This is a genomic window from Amycolatopsis sp. NPDC102389, assembly GCF_044765885.1.
Classification (GTDB): domain Bacteria; phylum Actinomycetota; class Actinomycetes; order Mycobacteriales; family Pseudonocardiaceae; genus Amycolatopsis.
Map to the genome: position 1 here is coordinate 140,188 of NZ_JBIWKX010000005.1, position 22,084 is coordinate 162,271.

The window sequence follows — 22,084 nt, forward strand, 5'->3', positions numbered from 1 at the left end:
GTCGTCAAACGAGGGGCCATGGAAACCATTTCGGAAACGGTCGTCGCCGCCCGCGGCACGGACGACGCACCCGGTGGGGAGTCGTTCGCGACCCTCCTGAGGTACTGGGCGTGGCGGCTCGGCGACGAGGTCGCGGTGACCTATCTCGACCATCGCGCCGGAGCGGACGGCCGGGCGATCACCCTGTCCTGGCGCGAACTCGACGATCGGGTCGATCTCCTCGCCACCCGGCTGACCTCCTTCACCGGCCCGGGGGACAGGGCCGCGATCCTGGCACCGCAGTCCGTCGACTACGTCGTCGCGTTCCTCGGCGCGATCCGTGCCGGGCTGGTCGCGGTCCCGCTGTTCTCCCCGGACCTCCCCGGGCACGCGGGCAGGCTGGCCGCCGTGCTCGCCGACTGCGCGCCGAGGGTCGTGCTCACGACCACCGACGGGCTCGACGCCACCGCCGGTTTCCTCGACACGACGGCTGTCGAGCGCCCCGCCGTGCTCGCCGTCGACACCACTGCTCCGGTCGCGGCCGGTGACCGCTCCTGGCCGCGACCGGAACCGGACGGACTGGCGTACCTCCAGTACACGTCCGGTTCCACGAGAACACCGGCGGGCGTGATGCTGACCCATCGCAACGCGCTCACCAACGCCCGTCAGGCGTGCGACGCCTACGCGATCGAAACCGGGACGACGTCCACCGTCAGCTGGCTGCCGCTCTTCCACGACATGGGCCTGATCCTCGGGATCGGCGCGCCGATGGCGGCGGGCGCGGCGTCGGTCCTGATGGATCCGCTCGCCTTCCTCGAACGTCCGTCACGCTGGCTGCGCGCGCTCTCGGCCAGCCCCGGCGCGATCAGCGCGGCACCCAATTTCGCATACGCCTACAGCGCTTCCCGCGTCACCGAGGCCGAGAAGAGCTACCTCGAACTGAGCCGGGTCGTGTCGCTGATCAACGGCAGCGAGCCGGTCCTCCCGTCGACCATCGCGAAGTTCCACGGCGCTTTCGAAGAGTGCGGGCTGCGCCCGGAAGTGCACCGGTCGTCCTACGGGCTGGCCGAGGCCACCGTGCTCGTGTCCGTCACCGAGGCGGGCAAGGCGCCGCGAGAGGTCGCCTTCGACCGCGAACAGCTCGCCGCCGGGCTGGCGGCGCCCGCGCTCCCCGGGGCGGTGTCGACCACGCTCGTCTCGTGCGGATTCCCGGCGGGGCAACGGGTCCGCATCGCCGATCCGATCACCGGCGCGCTGGTCGAACCGGGCAGGGTGGGGGAGATCCAGGTCAACGGCCCGAACGTCGGAGTGGGGTACTGGGGGCGGCCCGCCGCGTCCGACGGTGTCTTCGGCCTGCCGCCGATCGACCCGGAGTCCGGCGCGGGCTGGCTCGCGACCGGGGATCTCGGCGTGCGGTACGACGGCGAGCTGTTCATGACCGGCAGGCTCAAGGATCTCGTCATCGTCGACGGCCGCAACCACTATCCGCAGGACATCGAACAGACCGTGGAGACCCACCCCGCGGTCCGGCCGCATTCCGCCGCGGTTTTCGCGATCGAACACGCAGACGGCGAAGCGGCGATCGTGCTGGCGGAGCGCGCCAAGGGGGCCGAGGCCGACCTCGCCGCGGCGACCGCCGGGATCCGGAGGGCGGTCTCGGCCGCGCACGGTCTGCGGCCGCACGACATCGTCTTCCTCGCCCCGGGAGAGGTTCCGCGCACCTCCAGCGGCAAGATCAGCCGGGCCCGGTGCCGGAAGTCCTATCTGGACGGTTCGCTGACCGCCCGGCGGCTCGGGTGACCGCGGAGATCCGCGCCTGGCTCATCGCGCGGGTGGCCGAACGGACCGGGTCGCCCGCAGACCAGGTCGACCCCGACCGGCCGCTGCACGAGAGCGGGCTTTCCTCGCGGGAGTCCATGGAACTGGCGGCGGAGCTCGGCCGGTACCTCGGCCGCCCGCTGCCGCCGACGCTGGTGTGGCAGTACCCGACGATCACCGCTCTCGCCACCCGTCTGTCCACAGTGGAGGACGCCGCGGTGGTGAGTAGCGAGGATCGCGAAGAGGAACCGATCGCGATCATCGGTGTCGGCTGCCGTCTGCCGGGAGGCGCGGACTCCCCGGAGCGGTACTGGCGGCTCCTGGACGCCGGACGCGACGGCATCCGCGACGTCCCGGAAGACCGCTGGGAGACCCCCGCCCGTGGCGGTTTCCTCGGCGACATCGCCGGTTTCGACGCCGAGTTCTTCGGCATCACACCCGGCGAGGCCGAAACGATGGACCCCCAGCAGCGGATCTTGCTCGAAGTCGCGTGGGCGGCGCTGGAGCACGCCGGGATCCCGCCGTCCACGCTGCGCGGAAGCCGGACCGGGGTGTTCGTCGGGCTCTCGGCCGGCGAGTACGGCCACCTGACGATGGCTGATCCCGCGGCCGCCGACGTCTGGTCCGCCACCGGCGCCGCGACGAGCATCGCCGCGAACCGGTTGTCGTACCTGTTCGACCTGCGCGGGCCGAGCCTCACTCTCGACACCGCGTGCTCGTCTTCGCTGGTCGCGGTGCACCAGGCGGTGCAGAGCCTCCGCCACGGCGAATGCGGGACGGCGCTCGTCGCCGGGGTGAACCTGCTGATCTCACCCGCGGTCACCGTGTCCTTCGAGCGGGCCGGGGTGCTGGCCCCGGACGGGCACTGCAAACCGTTCGACGCGGCCGCCGACGGCATCGCGCGCGGCGAGGGCTGCGGGGTGATCGTGCTGAGACCGCTGAAGGCCGCTCGCCGCGCGGGCGACCGGGTGCTCGCGGTGATCCGCGGCAGCGCGGTCAATTCCGACGGCCGGTCGAACGGCCTCGTCGCACCCAGTCCCGGCGCGCAGGCGGACCTGTTGCGGGACGCGTACGCGGCGGCGGGCGTCGAACCGTCCTCTGTGGACTACGTCGAGGCGCACGGGACCGGGACCGAGGTGGGCGACCCGATCGAGGCCGGCGCGCTCGGCGAGGTGCTCGGAGCCGGCCGCGAACCCGGCCGTCCGCTGCTGATCGGCTCGGTGAAGGGGAACCTGGGCCATCTGGAAGGCGCGGCGGGGATGGCCGGGCTGATCAAGGTCGTCCTCGCGATGGTCCACCGGCGGTTGCCGCCGACCCCGCATCATCACGAACCCAGCCCGCTTATCGATTTCGCCGGACTCCGCCTTCGCGTGGTGGAAACGGGGACGGACTGGCCGCGCTACTCCGACGTCGTGCGGGCCGGGGTCTCCGCGTTCGGTTTCGGTGGTACCAACGCCCACGTCGTCCTCGAAGAGTGGCCCGCCGCGTCGTTCGCCGCTCGGGGAAAGGAAACGGTGAGCTCGCGGGTGTTCGCGCTGTCCGCTCGCTCGACCGAGGTGCTCCGGGCGCGGGCCGCCGATCTGGCGGACTGGCTCGAAGACCCCGCCCACCGTTCGGTCTCGCTGGACACTGTCGCCGCGACACTGGCGCGGAGCCGGGATCACCTCCGGATCCGTGGTGCGGTCATCGCGGAGGGACGTGACCGGGTGGCCGCCGCCCTGCGGGAAATGGCCGCGGGACGCGAGAGCAGCGACGTCGTCCTCGGCGAAGCCGCGCCCGTGTCCGATGTCGTGTTCGTCTTCTCCGGCTACGGCTCCCAGTGGCCCGGGATGGGCCGCGTCCTGCTGTCCACCGAGCCCGCGTTCCGGGCCGAGGTGGAGGCGCTCGATCCGGTGTTCCGCGCAGAAGCGGGCTTCTCCCTGCGCGCGGTGTTCGCCGGTGAGTACGACCTGCCGGACCTCGGCGCGACGCAACTCGCGTTGTTCGGCATGCAGCTCGCGCTCGCCGCGCTCTGGCGTGCGCACGGTGTCGTCCCGGCGGCGGTGCTCGGGCATTCGATGGGCGAGGTCGCGGCCGCTGTCGTCGCGGGCGCGCTGGACGTCGCCGACGGTCTGCGCGTGATGGCCACCCGCGCCCGGCTGCTGGCCGAGGTCGACGCGTCCGGCGACGGCGCGATGGCGGTGGCCGAGCTGTCCCCGGCCGAACTCGCCGACCTCGAAGCGGACTTCCCCGGTATCACGGTCGCCGTCTACGCCTCGCCGGTCCAGTGCACGGTCAGCGGCGGAGCCGAACAGGTCGAGGCGCTGGTTTCGCACGTGGAGAGCCTCGGCAGGCTGGCGAAGCGGCTGCCGGTCGGGGGAGCGGGGCATTCGGAAGCCGTCGACGCCGTCCTCGGCCGCTTCCGTGCCGAGCTCGACGGGCTTTCCCCTAGGCCGGTGGAGATTCCCTGCTACAGCAGCGTTCTCGACGATCCACAGTGGATGCCGGTATTCGACGTCGAGTACTGGGCGGCGAATCTGCGCCGTCCGGTGCGGTTCAGCCAGGCACTGGCGGCGGCGTCCGCCGACGGGTACGGCGTGTTCGTCGAGATCGCGCCGCATCCGGTCGCGCTGGCCGCGATCGAACAGAGCACCGGAGCGCTCGCGTTGCCGTCGGCGAGCCGCAAGGCCGACGAGCGACTGGCGTTCCTGACCACACTCGCCCGGCTCCACACCCTCGGATTGCCCGTCGTGCTCGACGACGGCGGCCCCCGTCCGCTTCCGGTCGAGCTGCCCGCCCCCCGCTGGCGGCACCGGCGGTTCTGGCCGCGGCGTCCGGCGAACCGGGCCACGGGCGAGCATCCGTTGCTGGGTGTCCACATCGAACAACCGACCGGCGGGCACCTGTGGCGGGCCGACGTCGGGACCGAGACGGTGCCGTGGCTGGCCGATCACGCGGCGATGGGCGTTCCGCTGTTCCCCGCCACCGGTTTCCTGGAACTCGCGCTCGCGGCGGCGAAAGCGGCCCTGCGGCCCGGCGGGCAACTGCGCGTCGGCGGTCTCGAACTGCACCGGGTCCTGCCGCTCGCCTCGCACACCGAGGTGACGACCAGCCTGAGCATCGGACCGTCCGAAGTGGACATCTACGCGCGGTCGGCGGGCGGCGGCTGGGTGCGGCACGCGACCGCCCGCGTCCGCGACGGGAACACCGCGGTGGTGCCGTTCGGCGCGGTCGCCGCCGACGCGCGGCCGGTCGACCTCTACCAGGTGCTGGCGGGGATGGGGCAGAGCTACGGTCCCGCTTTCCGTGGCTTGCGCGAAGTCCTGGCGGCGCCCGGCCGGGCCTCGGCGTCGATCACCCTGCCCGCCGACGATCCGGCGTACGTCCTGCATCCGGTGATCGCCGACGCCTGCCTGCACGCGCTGGCCGCGGCCGCCGGGGACATGCTGCGTGAAGCCGATGGTGTCTTTCTGCCGCTGACCTTGGGCGAGGTCGTCGTCGCCGGTGATCCACGCCGCGGTGTCCGGGTCGACGCCGTGCTCGACTCGCTCGATCCGGCCGGCGACGGCCTGGTCGGCGGTGTCCAGCTGGTCGACGCCGACGACGTCGTCCTGGTGGAGTTCCGCGAGGTCTACTGCCGCCGGTTCCAGCGTTCGGCGCTGCCGGTGCCGATGGCGGACCTGCTGTTCGAGACGGTCTGGCGGGAGGCCGAGCTGCCGTCGGCCGCGCCAGGCCCGCGCCGCTGGGTCGTCCTGGACGAGGACGCGCCGTGGCTGACGGCGTTGCGTGACCGGCTCACCGAAGCCGGGGACGAACTGGTGACCGTTCCGCTCGGGGATCGGGCGGAGCTGGCACGGGTTCTGGGAATCCGCGAGGTGACGGGAGTCCTGGCCTGCGTCGGGACGGGTGGGCCCGACCCGATGCGGGACGCACGGATGGTCGCGACGCTGTCCGGCGTCGTCGCCGAACTGGTCGAAGACGCGCCGCGGTTGTGGCTCGTCAGCGCGGGGGCGTCGGCCGTCGAACCCGGCGAGCGCGGAGACCCCGGCCAAGCCTGGCTGCGCGGACTGGTGCGGGTCCTCGCCTTCGAACATCCCGAACTGCGGGCGAGCCAGCTCGACTTCGACGCCGAGCCGGATCCGGCCCAGCTTTGGGTCGGCAGGCTGGTGGAGGAGATCCGCGCGGACGCGCCGGACGACGAGATCGCCTGGCGCGAGGGTGTCCGGTACACCCGGGTGCTGGCGCGGCCGGAACTCGGCGGACCCGGCCGCGAAACCGTTGTGCGCGATGGCGCTTACGTCATCACCGGTGGGCTCGGCGGCCTCGGCCTGGTCGCGGCGGAGTGGCTGGCGGGACGCGGCGCGACCAGGCTCGTCCTCTCCGGTCGGCGCGGTGCGAATCCCGCTGTCGAACCGCTGCTGGTGGACCTGCGCGAGCGGGGCGTCGACGTCCGCGTGGTGACGGGGGACATCGCGGAGCCGGGGACGGCCGAAGCGCTGGTCGCGGCCGCGACCGACGGCGGTCTGCCGATGCGTGGCGTGCTGCACGCGGCCGGTGTGCTGTCCGACGGTGCCGCCGCCGGTCTCGACCACGACGCCGTCGAGGCCGTCTGGCGCGCGAAAGCGCTGGGGGCGTGGCGTTTGCACGAAGCGACGGCCGGACACGAACTCGACTGGTGGCTGACGTACTCGTCGGCGGCCGCGTTGTTCGGATCGCCGGGTCAGGCCGCCTACGCCACCGCGAACGCGTGGGTGGACGCGCTCGTCGCGTGGCGCCGGGCCGCCGGATTGCCGGCGGCGACCATCGGCTGGGGAGCCTGGGGCGAAGCCGGCGGGGCCGTCGGCAGCAGCAACCCCGTGCTCGAACCGCTCGGCACGGAAGAGGCGCTGGCGGCGATGGACGCCGTGTTGCGCCGTGGTCGCGCGTCGACCGGGATCGCCCGTGTCGACGCCGGGACGGTACTGGCCCTGTTCCCGCGGCTGGCCGGGCGACCGTTCTTCGAAATGCTGGTACCGAAGGACGAGCCGGACGCCGGAGCGTCCACTTGGGACGGACTGGACGCGCTGCGGGCCGTCCTGCCGGACGCCGCCCGCGAGATGCTGGCCGACTACCTGGCCGGGCTCGTCGCCGGGATGCTCGGCCTCGCCGCGGACGAGATCGACCGGAACGCGCCGCTCACCCGGCTCGGCCTGGACTCCCTCACCGCCATGCGCGCCAGGGGAGTCGTGGAGCGCGATTTCGGTCTGCCGCTGCCGATCCCGCTGCTGTTGCGCGGCGCGAGCCTCGGCGAACTCGCCGACCATCTAGCCGAACAGGCCGGGTTCGGCGACGCGGGCTCACGGCCCGCCGAGCCGAGTACGGCCGTCGGGCCCCGCGATCCGGCCGAACGCTGGATCGCCCGGCATTGGCAGGCCGAACTCGGCGGTACGGAACCCGGTGTCCACGACGACTTCTTCGCCCTCGGTGGCGACGCCGAAGCGGCCGAGCGGCTGCGCGTCGTTTTCGCCGGGCAGCTCGGCGCTGTCCCCGAAGGGCTGTTCGCCACGCCGACGATCGCCGCGATGGCCGATCTGCTGCGTGACGCGATCGAGGGACGCGGAGGCTGCCCTGTCCGGCCGCTGCGCGAGGGCGGCACGGATCCGGTGTTCCTGTTCCATCCGGCGGGCGGCCCGACGAGCGTCTACGAGGGACTCGTCCGGCTGCTGCCCGACGGCAGGCCCGTCTACGGGCTCGAACGAATCGACGACGAGGACACGGTCGAAGACAAGGCCGAGTGCTATCTCGAGCTGATCCGGGAGATTCAGCCGCGGGGTCCGTACCGGCTGGGTGGCTGGTCGTTCGGTGGCTGCCTCGCCTACGAGACCGCGCGGCGGCTGACGGCGGCGGGGGAGCGGGTCGACCTCGTGTTCATGATCGACAGCATCCTGCCGCTGCCCGCGCCGGGGAAGGCGGCGCACGAGATCCTGCTGGACCGGTTCGACCGCTTCGCCGAGCACGTCGAGCGGACCTACGGCGTCCCGCTGGACATCCCGCGTGAGGACCTCGTCCGGCTCGGCGACGACGAACAGATCCGGCTGGTGATCAGCGAGCTGGCCGCGCAGGTGCCCGGGATGGGGCACGGCGTGCTGCGGCACCAATACGAGTCCTATGTGGACGCACGAGTGGCCGAACGGTACGAGCCGGAACCCTATGCCGGGCCGGTGTTGCTGGTACGCGCGCAGGAACCGCATCCGTTGACCACCACCCTCGATCCGCGGTATCTGCGCACCGACGAAGCGCTCGGCTGGGACGCCTTCTGCGCGGATCTCGAGGTCGTGCGCGTGCCGGGCGACCACCTGTCGATGATCGACCCGCCGCACGTCGAGGTGGTCGCCGAGGCGCTCGCGACCCGGCTCGGGGCGCCCAAGGCGGCGCGACCATGAGTGACACGACGGCGTTCCGGATCGCCGATCTCGCCGCCCGCCAGGAAGATCTCCGGACCGCCGAGAAACGGGCGATCGACCGTCAGCACGCCAAGGGCAAGCTGACCGCGCGGGAACGCGTCGAGTTGTTGCTGGACCCGGGTTCCTTCGTCGAACTCGACCAGTTCGCCCGGCACCGGTGCACCGAATTCGGGATGGACGCGAACCGGCCGTATGGCGACGGCGTGGTGACCGGGCACGGAACCGTCGACGGCAGGCAGATCTGCGTCTTCTCCCAGGATTTCACCGTGTTCGGCGGCAGTATGGGCGAGGTCTTCGGCGAGAAGGTCCTCAAGGTGATGGACCTGGCGATGACGCTGGGCTGTCCCGTGGTCGGCATCAACGACTCCGGCGGCGCCCGGATCCAGGAAGGCGTCGTCTCGCTGGCCTACTACGCCGAGCTCGGCAGGCGCAACGCGCTGGCGTCCGGCGTCATCCCGCAGATCTCGCTGATCATGGGGCCCTGTGCGGGCGGGGCGGTCTACTCACCGGCGATCACCGACTTCACCGTGATGGTCGACGAGACCGCGCACATGTTCGTCACCGGCCCGGACGTCGTGCACGCCGTCAGCGGGGAACGGGTCACCGCCCAGCGGCTCGGCGGCGCCGCGGTGAACAGCGAGATCTCCGGGAACGCCCACCACCGGGCCGCCGACGAGCACGACGCCATCGACTGGGTGCAGACCTTGCTCGGGTACCTGCCGTCCAACAACCTCGACGCCGCACCGGAATACGCCGACGAGACCGATCCCGGACCGACCGCCGCCGATTTCGAACTCGACCGGGTGGTGCCCGACTCGCTGAACCAGGCCTACGACATGACCGAGGTGATCTCGCGGCTCGTCGACGACGGCGAGTTCACCGAGATCCACAGCGCCTTCGCACCGAACATGATCTGTGCGTTCGGCCGGATGCGGGGCCGCACGGTCGGCGTCGTGGCGAACCAGCCGCGTCATCAAGCGGGCGTGATCGACATCGACGCCTCGGAGAAGGCCGCGCGGTTCGTGCGGTTCTGCGACGCCTTCACCATCCCGATCCTCACGCTCGCCGACGTTCCCGGCTACCTGCCCGGCGAGGCGCAGGAACGGCAGGGAATCATCCGCCGCGGCGCCAAACTGATCTACGCCTACGCCGAGGCGACCGTGCCGAAGGTGACCGTGGTGATCCGCAAAGCCTATGGCGGCGGCTACGCGGTGATGGGGTCGAAACATCTCGGCGCCGACGTCAACCTGGCGTGGCCTACCGCCGAGATCGCGGTGATGGGCGCCGAGGGCGCGGTGCGGGTGCTGCACCGGCAGGAACTGGCCGCGCTGCCGGCGGAACAGCGGTCCGCCGAACAAAGGCGGCTCACCGAGGCATACCGCGAACGGCATTCGAACCCTTATGTGGCGGCGGAACGCGGCTACGTCGATCAGGTCATCGCGCCTTCGCAGACCCGCCTTCACGTGGCGCGGGCGCTGCACGCGCTGCGGACCAAACGGCAGACCCGACCGGCCAAGAAGCACGGAAACATCCCGTTGTGAGCAAGGAGAAGTGATGAAGCGAACCCGGCGGTGGGGTCTGCTGGCGCTGGCCATGGCCGCGCTGCTCGGAACCTCGATCCCCGCGAGCGCGGCGCCCGCACCGGTGTCCGCCGACAACGGCGCGAAAGTCGTCGAGGAGACCTGGCTGGACGCGCGCACGGTCGACCTCAAGATCAGCTCGCCCGCGCTCGGCACCACCGGCATGGTCCGCCTGCTGGTGCCGACCGGCTGGGCCGCGCAACCGGCGCGGACCTGGCCGACGCTGTACCTGCTGCACGGCTGCTGCGAACCGGTCGACTACCGCTCGTGGGACCAGTTCACCGACGTCAAGGCGTTCACCGCGGACAAGGACGCCCTCGTCGTCATGCCGACCGGCGGACCCGCCGGGATGTACACGAAGTGGTGGAACTTCGGGCTCAGGAGCACTCCCGACTGGGACACCTTCCACACCCTGGAGGTACGGCAGATCGTCGAACGCGGCTACCGGGCGGGCCCGCGCCGGGCGGTCGCCGGACTGTCCATCGGCGGATACGGCGCGCTCGCGTATTCGTACAAGCACAAGGGGATGTTCGCCGCGGCGGCGTCGTACAGCGGGGTGCCGAACACCCTCAACCAGGGCGCGCCGCTGTTCATCCAGGGGATCCTGGCTCGCGCGGGGATCTTCAACTACCTCGAACTCTGGGGCGACTCCTGGGGGATGCGGCCGCTCTGGACGGCGAACAACCCGTACGACAACGCGGACGGCCTGCGCGGCACGGCGCTCTACATCTCGTGCGGGAACGGGAAGACCGGCCCGCTCGATCCGCCGGGGCAGTCCGACATCTTCGAACCGCAGGCGCTGGCCTCCTCGGTGACCTTCACGGATCGTTTGAAGGCCAAGGGGATTCCGGCGACCGTCGACTACTACGGCGACGGTACGCACAGCTGGCCCTACTGGCAGCGGGCGCTGCGGAACTCCTGGCCGGTTTTGGCGGGCGGGCTCGGCCTGTGAACGCAAGTCCGTGAAGGCCTCCTTGAGGGACTCTGGGTCCCTCAAGGAGGCCTTCACGGACCGCCGCATTGAGAGGACGAAATGCGGAGAGGTCAGCCGGCGATCAGTTCGGCGAAGCGTTCCGGGCTGACGTTCCCGCCGCTGATGATCACCCCGACCCGGCCCGAGGCGGAGACCTGACCGCTGAGCAGCGCGGCCAGACCGGTCGCCCCGCTCGGCTCGATGACGAGCTTCAGCCGTTCGAACGCGAACCGCATCGCGTCCCGGACCTGGTCGTCGGTGACCAGCGCGATGTCGTCGATCAGCCGCTGGTTGATCGAGAACGTCAGTTCGCCGGGGATGGACGCGGCCTGGCCGTCGGCGATGGTCCGCGGCACCGGGATCGACACGCGTTCCCCGGCCTCGAGTGAGCGTTTGGTGTCGTCGCCGGCCGCGGGCTCGACGCCGACGACCCGGATGCCCGGCCGCAGGGCCTTCGCGGCGGTCGAACTGCCCGCGATCAGGCCACCGCCGCCGACCGGGACGACGAGGGTGTCCACGGAATCGGTGTCCTCCAGCAGTTCCAGCGCCGCGGTGCCCTGGCCGGCGATCACGTGCGGGTGCTCGTAGGGCGGGATGAGCGCGAGACCGCGGTCGGCCGCCAGCGCCTCGCCGATCGCGACACGGTCGCCGGTGTACCGGTCGTAGGTGACGATCTCGGCGCCGTAGCCCGCGGTGGCGTCCTTTTTGGACTGCGGGGTGTCCTCCGGGATCAGGATGACCGCGCTGCTCCCGAGTTCGCGCGCGGCGAGCGCGACGGCCTGGGCGTGGTTGCCCGACGAGTACGCGGCGATGCCCTTGGCCAGCTGTTCCGGCGAGAGCCGGGAGGCGGCGTTGTACGCGCCACGGAACTTGAAGGCCCCGACGCGCTGAAGGTTCTCGCACTTGATGTGGACCTCGGCGCCGACGAGGTCGTCGAGGGTGCGGGAACGCACGACCGGGGTCCGGTGCGCGACCCCGGCCAGGCGGGCGGCGGCGTCGCGGATGTCTTCGATGGTCACGGGGGCGGTCATGATGCTCCTTGATCACGGATTTCGGCGAGATAGTTGTAAGCGGAGGCGCGGGAGATCCCGATCCGGGCCGCGACCTGGGGCACGGCCCGGCGCACGGCGAAGACCCCACGCGCGTGCAGGCTGCGGAACAGGTCGAGACGTTCTTCGCGGCTGAGCGCGGTCCACGGTTTGTTCAGCCGGAGCTGATGTTCGTCGACGATCGCGTCCACCACCGCGTCGACGTCGTCGCCGAAAGTGGTGGTCGGCGTTTCGGCGGCGGTGCCGACATCGGCGAGTTCGCCGACCAGGGTCCGCAGCTGGCCGAGCGCGGTGACGTCGAGGTTCACGCACAGCGCGCCGAACACCGAGCCGCCGCTGTCGCGCAGCAGCATGGTCGAAGACTTGACGAGTTTCCCGGACGCCGTCCTGGTCACGTAGTTCAGCTGGTCTTCGGCGTCGTCACCGCGGGCGAGCAGGCCCATGCCGATCTCGCTCATCGACCCGCCGACGGTGCGGTCGGTGACCGATCCGGCGATCGCGACCACCGACTTCTCCGGACGGCGGAAGTCGTGCACCACGACTTCGCAGAACGAACCGAGCGTCGCCGCGATGCCGTCGGCGACCGGCGCGAGCGCGTCGAGGATCGCGTCCTGCTCAGACATCGCGTACTCGGGCGAGGGCCTCGACTTCGACGACGCCGCCGTAGGGCAGCGACGCGACCCCGACACAGGTACGGGCGGGCCGGGGCTCGGAGAAGAACTCTTCGTAGACCCGGTTGAGGCCGTCGCGGTCGGCGATGTCGGTCAGGTAGACGACGACCTTCACCACGTCCGCCCGGCTCGCGCCCACCGAACGCAGCGCGGCGTCGAGGTTGGCGAAGGCCCGCGGGCATTCGGCGTCGAATCCGCCGGGCACCAGTGCGCCGGTCTCGGTCACGCCGAGCCGCCCGGACACGGAAACCAGGTCGCCGCTGCGGAAGGCCGGGGGATACGGATGCTCGTTGGTCACGAGACCGACTGTATAAGCGTTGGACGGATTGTCCAACCGAATAAGAAGTGACCTACCGCTCACGCGCGACGACGGTGATTGATATACCGTATACAGGCAGGGAGGGATTCCGGATGACCACGAGTTCCGCCGACGCCGTGCAGGACGAGGACGGCCGGATCGTCGCGCCGCCGAGCATGGCCGAGCTGGCCACCCAGGCGCTGCGCGCGATGATACTTTCCGGCGAGCTCCCGCCCGGTACGCGTTTGGTCGAGGCCAAGCTCACCGAGCGGCTCGGCGTTTCCCGTCCGCCGCTGCGCGAGGCGTTGCAGGTCTTGGCCTTCGAGGGGCTCGTCGTGCCCCATCCTCGGCGTGGCGTCATCGTCCGCCCGCTGACCCGCCACGACGTCTACGAAATCGTCACCCTGCGCGAAGAGCTCGAAGCCTTCGCCGTCCGGATCGGGATCCCGGTCCGCTCGCCGGAGCGGTTGCAAGCCTGCCGGGACGCGCTCGCCGCTTTCGAGCAGGCGGGCCGTGACGGCGACGAAGGTGTGTTCACGCAACGGAAGTACGACTTCCATCAGTCGATCGTCGCGCTGGCCGGGCATGAGCGGGTCACCGAGGCGTACCGCGCGCTTTCCCTGCAGATGCAGTTGTGCATGGCCCTCAACCGCAGTGCCCGCCGCGGCGGTGAATCGTTGCTGCAGAACGTCGAGCGGCATCGCGAACTGCTCACGATCATCGAGGGCGGCGACCCCGAGGCGGTGTTGCAGGCGTTGGCCGATCACGGTCACGGGAGCTTCCTCGACGAGGTCGTGGACCAGCTCGACGGCGGTACCCCCGATTCGGAACGCTGGCTGGCCGAACGCCGGAGCCGCTGAGTGTCCGGTGGGGGGGGGGGGGGGGGGGGGGGGGGGGGGGGGGGGGGGGGGGGGGGGGGGGCGGGCGCCCGCCCCCGCCCCCGCCCCCCCCCCCCCCCCCCCCCCCCCCCCCCCCACTTGACCGACGCTCCCGCCGGCTCAGCCCCAGCCGGGCAGGATGAACAGCAGCCAGGTCGCGATCGGTGCGATCGCGCACATGCTGAATCCCCAGATCATCAAGCCCCGGAACACTTTGTCGTTCTGGCCGGCGGGCGCGTTGGCCACGACCAGCGCGCCGCTGGTGGAGAACGGCGACGAGTCGACGACCGACGACGAGATCGCCAGCGCGATGATCATGCTGACCGCGCCGACCTCGCCCGCCAGCAGGAACGGCACCGCGAGCGGGATGAGCGCGCCGAGGATCCCGGTCGTCGACGCGAACGCCGACACCACCGCGCCGATCGCGCAGATCAGGATCGCGGCCAGCAGCGGCGAACCGATCCGCGTCACCAGGTTGCCGAGCCAGTCGATCGTGCCGACCCGCTCCATCAGCGAGACGAAGGTGACGATCCCGCAGATCAACAGCACCGTCGGCCACGCCACCTCGCCGACGGCCGCCTTGGCGGATCCCGGCGAGACCAGTGACAGCACCGTCGCGACCGTGAGCGCGGTGAAGCCGACGTCGAGTTTGAACACGAGCGCGCCCACCGCGAGCGCCGCCAGCCCGATCAGCGTGAACACGTGGTCGCGAGTGAGCGGAAGGCGGTCCTCGGGCTCGTCGGTGCCGCCACTGGAAGGCGTGGGGTCGCCGGTCATCGTCGTCACCGTCGAGGAACCGCTGTGCGCGAGCGCGGCGACCTTGGGCTTGGCGCTCGAGGAGCGGCGGATCAGTTCACGGCCGCCGAAAAGCAAGAACACCACGACACTCAGCACCAGGTTGAAGACGAAGGAGGACACGAACAGCAATCCCGGATTGCTCGGCAGGTTGTCGCGGGCGACGACGCCGTTGACGATGCTGCCGAAGATGCTGATGGGGGAGAAGCCGCCCGCGCTGGCGCCGTTGATGATCAGCAGGCCCATCAGCATCGGGTTGATCGAGTAGCGGCGGGCGAACCCCATGCCGATCGGCGCGATGATCGCCACCGCCGCCGGCACCACCGCGCCGACCGCGGTCAAGGCCGCGGTGACCACGAACATCACCCAGGGGATCAGGGCGATCCGTCCGCCGACGGCGCGCACCACCAGGTGCACGAGCCGGTCGACGGTGCCGTTGCCTTTGGCTATCGCGAACAGCAGCGTCACCCCGACCAGGATGACGAAGAGATCGCCGGGAAAGCCCGAGACGATGTCGTCGGTGCTCTCCCCGGCGAAGGCCGTGCCGATCACGAAGGCGGCGACGAACGCCAGCGCTCCCATGTGGACGGGGAGCACGGTCGCGATCAGGAAGACCAGGGCGAGCGCCACGACTGTGACGAGTTGTATGGACATCGGAATCCTCTGCGGTCGGCGCTGACACATTCAGGGAATCGGGTCGAAGTTGTTCGGGGCACCCCCTCGACGGAGTTCGGTACACGGTATACCGTGCAAGCGGCGAGACCAAGGTTTCGCTCCGAAACTTTCGAAGCCGAGCGTGGAGGCGCACATGACATACGCGGCCGGACGGCACTTCCTGCAGATCCCGGGCCCGACGAACGTCCCCGACGTGGTGCTCCGGGCGATGTCGGCGGCGACCATCGACCACCGCGGACCGGAGTTCCAGGAGCTGGCGACACAGCTGCTGCGCGACATCAAGCCCGTCTTCGGCACCACGAACCCGGTCGTCATCTACCCCGCCACCGGGACGGGGGCGTGGGAAGCCGCGCTCACCAACACCCTCAGCCCCGGCGACACGGTCCTGGCTTTCGAGACCGGCCATTTCGCCACGCTGTGGCAGGAAATGGCGCGGGGGCTCGGCCTGCACACCGACTTCGTGCCGGGCGACTGGCGGCGCGGCGCCGACCCCGAGGTGGTCGCCGAAAAGCTCGCCGCCGACACCGCGCACCGGATCAAGGCCGTCTGCGTGGTCCACAACGAGACCTCCACCGGCGTCACCAGCCGGATCCCGGAGATCCGCGCCGCGATCGACGCCGCCGGACATCCCGCGCTGCTGCTGGTCGACACCATCTCGTCGCTGGGCTCGATCGACTACCGGCACGACGAATGGGGTGTCGACGTCACCGTCGCGGGCTCGCAGAAGGGCCTCATGCTCCCGCCGGGCATGAGTTTCAACGCGATCAGCGACAAGGCCCTCGACGCCGCCAAGACCGCGTGCCTGCCGAAGATCTTCTGGGACTGGGGCCCGATGCTCGCCGCGAACGAACGCGGATTCTTCCCGTACACCCCCAACACCAACCTCATGTACGGCCTGCGGGAAGCCTTGCGGCTGCTCTACGAAGAGGGGCTCGAGAACGTCTTCGCGCGCCACGCCCGGCACGCGGCCGCCACACGCGCCGCCGTACGCGGATGGGGCCTGGAGGTCCTGTGCCAGGACGAGCGCGAGCATTCCGGTGCGCTGACCGCGGTCCTGATGCCCGAGGGGATCGACGCCGACAAGGTCCGCGCGATCATCCTCGACCGGTTCGACATGTCCTTGGGTGCGGGACTGGGCAAACTCGCCGGGAAGATCTTCCGGATCGGGCATCTCGGCGCGTACAACGATCTCACCCTGGCCGGCACTCTCGCGGGAGTCCAAATGGGACTGACGCTCGCCGGTGCCCCCGCCGATCCACGCGGGCTGCAGGACGCCCTCGAACTGCTGCAGAACGACTGAGGGCGCGCCGATGACCAGCCTTCTCGAAGACGCGTTGAACGCACGGATCAAAGGTGAAGTCGCCTTCGACGACTACACGCGCCACCTGTTCTCCCGCGACGCGAGCATGTATTCGATCATGCCGCGCCGGGTCGTGTTCCCCGTCGATCACGAGGACGTCGCCGCGGCCGTCGCCACCGCGGCGGAGTTCGGCGTGCCCGTCGTCCCGCGCGGGGCGGGGACCAGCCTGGCCGGGCAGACCGTCGGCCCCGGTCTGGTGCTCGACCTGTCACGGCAGATGAACCGGATCATCGCGCTCGATCCCGTCGCGCGGACCGCCGTCGTCGAACCCGGCGTCGTCCAGGACCAGCTCAACAAGGCGGCGGCCGCGCACGGGCTGATGTTCGGGCCCGACACCTCCACCAGCAACCGCGCCACGATCGGCGGCATGGTCGGCAACAACTCGGCGGGCTCCGGGTCGCTGACCTTCGGCATGACCATCGACCACGTCCGCGCGCTGGACGTCGTCCTCGCCGACGGCTCCACCGCCCGCCTGGAGCCGGTGAGCGAAACCGAGCGTGCGCGGCGCGCTGAAGCGGACACGCTCGAAGGCCGCATCTACCGCGAACTCCCCGAACTCGTCACCGCGCACGAAGACGCCATCGCCAAGGGCATGCCGGTGTTCTGGCGGCGCGCGTGCGGCTACCGGCTCGACCGGCTCTCCGGATACGGCGACGACAATCCGTTCGACCTGGCCAAATTCGTCGTCGGGGCGGAGGGCACGCTCGTGCTGGCCACCCGGATCGAGGTCGATCTGGTGCCCAAGCCGCAGAAGACCGTCTACGCGGTCGGGCATTTCGAGACGACGCACGGCGCGATTTCGGCGACGCTCGACGCGCTCCGCTGCGGTCCGCATCAGGTCGAGATGATGGACAAGACGATCCTCGATCTGTCGCGGCGGAAGATCGAGTACGCCGATCTGGGCAACCATCTCGTCGGCGACCCGGCGGCGCTGCTGTTCGTGTCGTTTTCCGGCGACGACGAGACCGTGCTGGCGGCCAAACTCGACGAGGTCGCCGCGCTCTGGGCGCGCAACGGACACGGCTATCACACGCTCAAGCTCGTCACGGCCGCCGAACAGGCGGCGCTGCTCAAGGTCCGCAAATCCAGCCTCGGGCTGCTGATGGCGGCCGGCGAGGGGACCAAGCGGCCGCTGGCGTTCATCGAGGACACCGCCGTCGCCCCCGAGCATCTCGCGGAGTACACCGCGCGGTTCAAGGAAATCCTCGACGAGCATCGCCTCGAAGCCGGGTTCTACGGCCATTGTTCGGTCGGCTGCCTGCACATCCGGCCGTTCGTCGACCTCACCGATCCCGCCCAGGTCGACACGATGCGCGTGGTCGCCGAGAAGATCAAGGATCTCGTGGCCGAATTCGGCGGCGTGAACTCGTCCGAACACGGCGATGGCCTGGCCCGCTCGGAGTTCAACCGCGAGATCTTCGGCGACGAACTCTACGAAGCCATGCGCCGGGTCAAGAAGCTGTTCGATCCCGCGGGCACGATGAACCCCGGCAAGATCGTCGACGCGCCCTCGATGACCGAGAATCTCCGCGACCGCGACGCCCTGCCGCCGGCGCCGCCGCTGCGGACGATGCTGTCGTTCGAAGTGGTCGGCGGGATGCGCGACGCCGCCGATCGCTGCATGAACATCGGGCTGTGCCGCAAGACCACCGGCGGCGTGATGTGCCCGTCGTATCAGGTCACCCTGCAGGAGGAGCATTCCACGCGCGGCCGGGCCAACGCCTTGGTCAAGGCCCTTTCCGAGCCGGACCCGAAGGCGGCGCTTGGCGGGGAACGCCTGCACGAGATCCTCGACCTGTGCCTGATGTGCAAGGCGTGCAAGAGCGAATGCCCGATGAGCGTCGACATGGCCTCGCTCAAGGCCGAAACCCTGCACCAGCACCACGAAGAGCACGGCACGCCGCTGCGGTCACGGATCTTCGGCTCGATCCGGTTCCTCAACCGGCTCGGCTCGGCCACCGCGCCACTGTCCAATGTGCCCGGACGGATCGGGCCGCTGCGCAAGCTCATGGAACGGGCCGTCGGCATCAAGGCCGAACGGCCCCTGCCGAAATTCGCGCGGGACAACCTCGTGCGCTGGAACCGCCGCCGGGTGACGGCGCCGGGAACGGCGGGCAGGGTGAACTGGCTCGCGGATTCCTTCACCACCTTCACCGAACCGCGGATCGGCAAGGCGGCCATCGAGCTGCTCGAAAGCGCGGGCTGGGCGGTGGAACTCGCGTCCGGTGGCTGCTGCGGCCGGTCGAGCCTGTCCAAAGGCCTGCTGGACGACGCCAAGAAGAAGGCCACCGGGCTGGTCACCTCCTTGGCCCGCGACACCGAACCGGGATCGCCGATCGTCGGCTGCGAGCCGTCGTGCGTGTTCACCCTGCGGGACGAGACCCTGGCGCTGTTGCCGGAGCTGCCCGAAGCGCGGCAGGTCAAGGAACGCGTCCGCCAGGTCGAGGAGCTGCTCGTCGAGGCGATCGACGACGGCAGGCTGAAGCTGCCGGAGCGATCGTGGCTCAGCGGGCGGCGCGTGGTCTTTCATGGCCACTGCCACCAGAAGGCGGAGGTCGGCACCGCCGCCACCATGGCGCTCCTGCGCCGGATCCCGGGGCTGGAGGTCGCCGAGATCGACTCCGGATGTTGCGGGATGGCGGGCTCGTTCGGCTTCGAAGCCGAACACTACGAGACCTCGATGGCCGTCGGCCGTGACCGGCTTTTCCCGGCGCTGGACCAGGAACCGGACGGAACATTGGTCGCCGCCACCGGGGTTTCGTGCCGTCAGCAGATCTTCCACGGCGCGGGCCGGACGGCGTGGCATCCACTCGAACTGGTCCGTGAAGCGCTCGGTGGTCCGGCATGAGGCTGATCCGTTTCGGCTCGGAGGATGCCGCCCGCACGGGTTGTGTCGAGGGTGACGTCGTCCGCGCGTATGACCCGGACACCGGCCCCGGCGAGGTCGTCGGCCCGCTGTCCGGGGTCCGGCTGCTCGCGCCGTGCGAGCCGCGCACGATCGTCTGCGTCGGCAGCAACTATCCCTGCCAGCTCAAGGAAAAGGGCCGTCCGTGGCCGGAACGGCCCGCCCTGTTCCTCAAGGCACCGAACGCCGTCACCGGTCCCGGACAGCCGATCCTGCATCCACCCGAGGTCGAACGCCTGGAGTACGAGGGCGAACTGGCCGTCGTCATCGGCAGGACCGCGCGGAAGCTGACCGTCGACGACGCCGGCGAGCACATCCTCGGCTACACCTGCGCCAACGACGTCACCGCGCACGACTGGCGGGCCGACGGCCAATGGGCCCGGGCCAAGAGCGCCGACACGTTCCTGCCACTCGGGCCCTGGATCACCACCGGCATCGGGAACGGAGACCTCGAAGTGACCACACGGATCAATGATCGGCTCGTCCAGCGGTCCACCACCCGGGAGATGATCTTCGGTGTGCCCGAAATCCTGGCGTGGGTGACCCGCTGGTTCACCCTGCGTCCCGGCGACGTCGTGCTCACCGGCAGCCCGGCCGGGGTCGGGCCGATGAAGCCGGGGGACGAGGTCACCGTCGCGATCGAGGGCGTCGGGGAATTGAGCAATCCCGTCCGGCTTTAGACCACCTCGAAGTTCGCCATCATCGCCATGTCCTCGTGTTCGGCGTTGTGGCAATGGAAGACGTAACGGCCGCGGTAGCCGTCGAAGCGGGCGATGACCTCGACAGACTCGCCCGGGGCCAGGTCCACGGTGTCCTTGATGCCGCCGTCGAACGGCCCCGGTGGCCGCCCGCCACGCGAAAGGACCCGGAATCCCACCAGATGCAGATGCACGGGATGGTGGATGTCGGCGACGAACCGCCAGATCTCGGTGTCGCCGAGGCGCGGGCTCGCCGACATCAGGTCCGGTGAGAAGGGTTCCCCGCCGATCACCCAGCCCTCGCGGCCGTGGACGGTGCCCGCGCGGAACGAGAACTCCCGGGTGACCGTGGCCTGCTCGCGGGGGAGCGGCGGGATTTCGCTCAGTTTCGCGGGAACCCGGCTGTCGTCCGGGACGCGGCGCGCGACGACGAACCGCATGACCTGGGCGGTCGAGCCGGTGCCGAGCCGGTTCACGAGGGTGACCTCGGTGCCGACCGGATACCGGCCGAAGTCGACGACCAGGTCGTACCGTTCCGCCGGCGCGATCGGGAGATGGTCGTGTTCGCGCGGGACGTCGAGGAGGCCTTGGTCGGCGCCGATCTGCACGAAACCGCCGCCGCCGGGCGGCGGCGGGTCCAGCGCCAGGTCGTAACGCCGGGCGTTGGAGCCGTTGAGGACACGCAGCCGGTAGCGCGCGGCCGCCACCTCGTGCACCGGCCACGGCGCGCCGTTGACCAGGATCACGTCACCGAAAACGCCTTCCACGTAAGCACTTTCGACCCCCGGCGTGGTCCGCAGCGACCGGTCGAGGGAGGGATAGGCGAACTCGCCGTGCTCGTCGAAGGAACGGTCGGCGATCATCAGCGGCAGCTCACGGTCCCCGGACGGGAGCCCCAGCGCGTCTTCCTCGTCGTCGCGGATCAGGTGGAAACCGGCCAGGCCCCGGTACACGGCCGGACCGGTGAAATCCATGCGGTGGTCGTGGTACCACAGGGTCGCGGCCCGTTGCCGCAGCGGGAAGACGTAGTCGCGCTCCCCGTTCGAGATCCGGGCACGGGCGTCGGCCATGCCGTGCCCGCCGTGCGCGGTGGTCCAGCCGGACCGCGGCAGGACGAGATCGGTCGGATAGCCGTCGGATTCGGCGGGCGTGTGCCCGCCGTGCAGGTGGACCACGGTCGGCACGGGAAGTTCGTTGCGGTGGTGCGCCACCACCGTCCGGTTCCGTCGCGATTCGATCGTCGGCCCGGGGAAGATCCCGTCGTAGCCCCAGATCGGCGTCCGGACACCGGGCAGGATCTCGGCCGTCGCCGCCCGCTGGGTGATCGTGTAGTGATCGGCGTCGGCGGTCCTTTGCGGACGCAAGACCGGCGGGACCGGCAGCGGCACCCGGAAGGGTTCCGGCAAGGGAAGCCCGCTGCGCAGCAACTCACCGGTCCCCGGGGCGCCCTGCGCGAGCAAGCGGGGAGCCGCGACCCCGGCGGCGACGAGGACGCCGGCCCCACCGGCGAGCCCGAGGAAGGTCCTGCGGGGAAGACGGCGGCTCATCGGCCCGTCCGCCAATTCTGCGGCCGCCAGACGGCGATGGTCGTCAGCACCACTCCGGTGACCAGCGCGACGCCGAGGGGGATGTGCAGATCGAGCGCGCCCGCCAACCCGGCGAGGTACTGCGCGGTCTCGCCCGACGCGAGCAGCAGGCTGATCCAGAACAGCCAGCGCGGCCCGCGGACCAGCCAAAGGGCCAAGGCCGCCAGGATCTGCGCGTACGCCAGGTACGACACCGCGTCGGCGCCCCAGCGGTGCAGCCAGAGCATGTCGTAGTCGCCGCCGAGATAGCCGCCGGCGAACACCGGCTGGCCGATGATCGCGACGGCGTGGGCGCTCACCAGCACCCGGTTCACCACCAGCGCCACGTTCGCCTTCCGGCTCGGGCCGGTCAGGGTTTCACTCACGCGATCGAACGTAAGAGCCGACGCCTTATGCT

The 22,084-nt window shown here is 70.6% G+C and carries 14 protein-coding genes; 8 read left to right on the top strand and 6 right to left on the bottom strand.

Annotated elements, in window-relative coordinates:
• The first annotated feature begins 18 nt into the window (after positions 1–18).
• From ACIRGA_RS07180 to ACIRGA_RS07195, 4 genes are read left to right on the top strand one after another with little or no spacing between them, the layout of a single operon-like run.
• Entirely contained in the window at positions 19–1,779 is a 1,761-nt protein-coding gene (locus ACIRGA_RS07180; protein ID WP_400937598.1) for a fatty acyl-AMP ligase, read from the top strand.
• Complete coding sequence (locus ACIRGA_RS07185; RefSeq protein ID WP_400937600.1) at positions 1,776–8,198, top strand: SDR family NAD(P)-dependent oxidoreductase; 6,423 nt, start codon at positions 1,776–1,778, stop codon at positions 8,196–8,198. The genes ACIRGA_RS07180 and ACIRGA_RS07185 overlap by 4 nt, the downstream gene beginning before the upstream one ends.
• Positions 8,195–9,760 (top strand): acyl-CoA carboxylase subunit beta, encoded by a 1,566-nt coding sequence (locus ACIRGA_RS07190; RefSeq protein ID WP_400937602.1) that lies wholly within the window; start codon positions 8,195–8,197, stop codon positions 9,758–9,760. The genes ACIRGA_RS07185 and ACIRGA_RS07190 overlap by 4 nt, the downstream gene beginning before the upstream one ends.
• Before the next feature lie 13 nt (positions 9,761–9,773).
• Positions 9,774–10,751, top strand: a complete 978-nt coding sequence (locus ACIRGA_RS07195) for an alpha/beta hydrolase (RefSeq protein ID WP_400937605.1) — start codon at positions 9,774–9,776, stop codon at positions 10,749–10,751.
• Between the two features lie 92 nt (positions 10,752–10,843).
• On the opposite strand, the gene ACIRGA_RS07200 is transcribed toward ACIRGA_RS07195, so the two are convergent.
• The 3 genes from ACIRGA_RS07200 to ACIRGA_RS07210 are packed head-to-tail and all read right to left on the bottom strand — an operon-like array spanning position 10,844 to position 12,790.
• The gene (locus ACIRGA_RS07200) at positions 10,844–11,803 is read right to left on the bottom strand and encodes a pyridoxal-phosphate dependent enzyme (RefSeq protein ID WP_400937607.1); all 960 of its coding nucleotides are present in this window, start codon (positions 11,801–11,803) and stop codon (positions 10,844–10,846) included.
• On the bottom strand, positions 11,800–12,444 hold the full coding sequence (locus ACIRGA_RS07205) for a PAS domain-containing protein (protein ID WP_340682426.1): 645 nt from the start codon (positions 12,442–12,444) through the stop codon (positions 11,800–11,802). Before ACIRGA_RS07205 ends, ACIRGA_RS07200 begins: the two co-directional genes overlap by 4 nt.
• A complete protein-coding gene (locus ACIRGA_RS07210) occupies positions 12,437–12,790 on the bottom strand; it encodes a RidA family protein (RefSeq protein WP_400937610.1) in 354 nt (117 codons plus the stop codon). Before ACIRGA_RS07210 ends, ACIRGA_RS07205 begins: the two co-directional genes overlap by 8 nt.
• 113 nt (positions 12,791–12,903) lie before the next feature.
• Here ACIRGA_RS07210 and ACIRGA_RS07215 point away from each other — a divergent pair, with 113 nt between their 5' ends.
• Positions 12,904–13,650, top strand: a complete 747-nt coding sequence (locus ACIRGA_RS07215) for a GntR family transcriptional regulator (protein ID WP_400937612.1) — start codon at positions 12,904–12,906, stop codon at positions 13,648–13,650.
• Between the two features lie 138 nt (positions 13,651–13,788).
• On the opposite strand, the gene ACIRGA_RS07220 is transcribed toward ACIRGA_RS07215, so the two are convergent.
• Positions 13,789–15,117 carry an SLC13 family permease gene (locus ACIRGA_RS07220; RefSeq protein WP_400937614.1) on the bottom strand — a complete coding sequence of 443 codons (1,329 nt, stop codon included), beginning with the start codon at positions 15,115–15,117 and terminating at the stop codon, positions 13,789–13,791.
• Positions 15,118–15,271: 154 nt separating this feature from the next.
• Between ACIRGA_RS07220 and ACIRGA_RS07225 the strand changes: the two genes are divergently transcribed.
• Genes ACIRGA_RS07225 through ACIRGA_RS07235 form a run of 3 tightly spaced genes read left to right on the top strand, consistent with a single transcriptional unit; the run spans position 15,272 to position 20,083 of the window.
• Positions 15,272–16,438 carry a pyridoxal-phosphate-dependent aminotransferase family protein gene (locus ACIRGA_RS07225; protein WP_400937616.1) on the top strand — a complete coding sequence of 389 codons (1,167 nt, stop codon included), beginning with the start codon at positions 15,272–15,274 and terminating at the stop codon, positions 16,436–16,438.
• Positions 16,439–16,448: 10 nt separating this feature from the next.
• Positions 16,449–19,346 (top strand): FAD-binding and (Fe-S)-binding domain-containing protein, encoded by a 2,898-nt coding sequence (locus ACIRGA_RS07230; RefSeq protein WP_400937618.1) that lies wholly within the window; start codon positions 16,449–16,451, stop codon positions 19,344–19,346.
• Positions 19,343–20,083, top strand: a complete 741-nt coding sequence (locus tag ACIRGA_RS07235; protein ID WP_400937621.1) for a fumarylacetoacetate hydrolase family protein — start codon at positions 19,343–19,345, stop codon at positions 20,081–20,083. The genes ACIRGA_RS07230 and ACIRGA_RS07235 overlap by 4 nt, the downstream gene beginning before the upstream one ends.
• Here ACIRGA_RS07235 and ACIRGA_RS07240 read toward each other — a convergent pair.
• A complete protein-coding gene (locus ACIRGA_RS07240) occupies positions 20,080–21,648 on the bottom strand; it encodes a multicopper oxidase family protein (protein WP_400937624.1) in 1,569 nt (522 codons plus the stop codon). The two genes, ACIRGA_RS07235 and ACIRGA_RS07240, sit on opposite strands and share 4 nt — an antisense overlap.
• Positions 21,645–22,052, bottom strand: a complete 408-nt coding sequence (locus tag ACIRGA_RS07245) for a hypothetical protein (RefSeq protein ID WP_400937626.1) — start codon at positions 22,050–22,052, stop codon at positions 21,645–21,647. Before ACIRGA_RS07245 ends, ACIRGA_RS07240 begins: the two co-directional genes overlap by 4 nt.
• Positions 22,053–22,084 lie beyond the last annotated feature (32 nt).

What these genes read in the sequence shown, in the direction of transcription:
- ACIRGA_RS07180 (WP_400937598.1), top strand. Translation starts at nt 19, where the DNA reads ATGGAAACCATTTCGGAAACGGTCGTCGCCGCCCGCGGCACGGACGAC.
- ACIRGA_RS07215 (WP_400937612.1), top strand. Translation starts at nt 12,904, where the DNA reads ATGACCACGAGTTCCGCCGACGCCGTGCAGGACGAGGACGGCCGGATC.
- ACIRGA_RS07230 (WP_400937618.1), top strand. Translation starts at nt 16,449, where the DNA reads ATGACCAGCCTTCTCGAAGACGCGTTGAACGCACGGATCAAAGGTGAA.
- ACIRGA_RS07205 (WP_340682426.1), bottom strand. Translation starts at nt 12,444, where the DNA reads ATGTCTGAGCAGGACGCGATCCTCGACGCGCTCGCGCCGGTCGCCGAC.
- ACIRGA_RS07225 (WP_400937616.1), top strand. Translation starts at nt 15,272, where the DNA reads ATGACATACGCGGCCGGACGGCACTTCCTGCAGATCCCGGGCCCGACG.
- ACIRGA_RS07195 (WP_400937605.1), top strand. Translation starts at nt 9,774, where the DNA reads ATGAAGCGAACCCGGCGGTGGGGTCTGCTGGCGCTGGCCATGGCCGCG.
- ACIRGA_RS07240 (WP_400937624.1), bottom strand. Translation starts at nt 21,648, where the DNA reads ATGAGCCGCCGTCTTCCCCGCAGGACCTTCCTCGGGCTCGCCGGTGGG.
- ACIRGA_RS07220 (WP_400937614.1), bottom strand. Translation starts at nt 15,117, where the DNA reads ATGTCCATACAACTCGTCACAGTCGTGGCGCTCGCCCTGGTCTTCCTG.
- ACIRGA_RS07190 (WP_400937602.1), top strand. Translation starts at nt 8,195, where the DNA reads ATGAGTGACACGACGGCGTTCCGGATCGCCGATCTCGCCGCCCGCCAG.
- ACIRGA_RS07200 (WP_400937607.1), bottom strand. Translation starts at nt 11,803, where the DNA reads ATGACCGCCCCCGTGACCATCGAAGACATCCGCGACGCCGCCGCCCGC.
- ACIRGA_RS07235 (WP_400937621.1), top strand. Translation starts at nt 19,343, where the DNA reads ATGAGGCTGATCCGTTTCGGCTCGGAGGATGCCGCCCGCACGGGTTGT.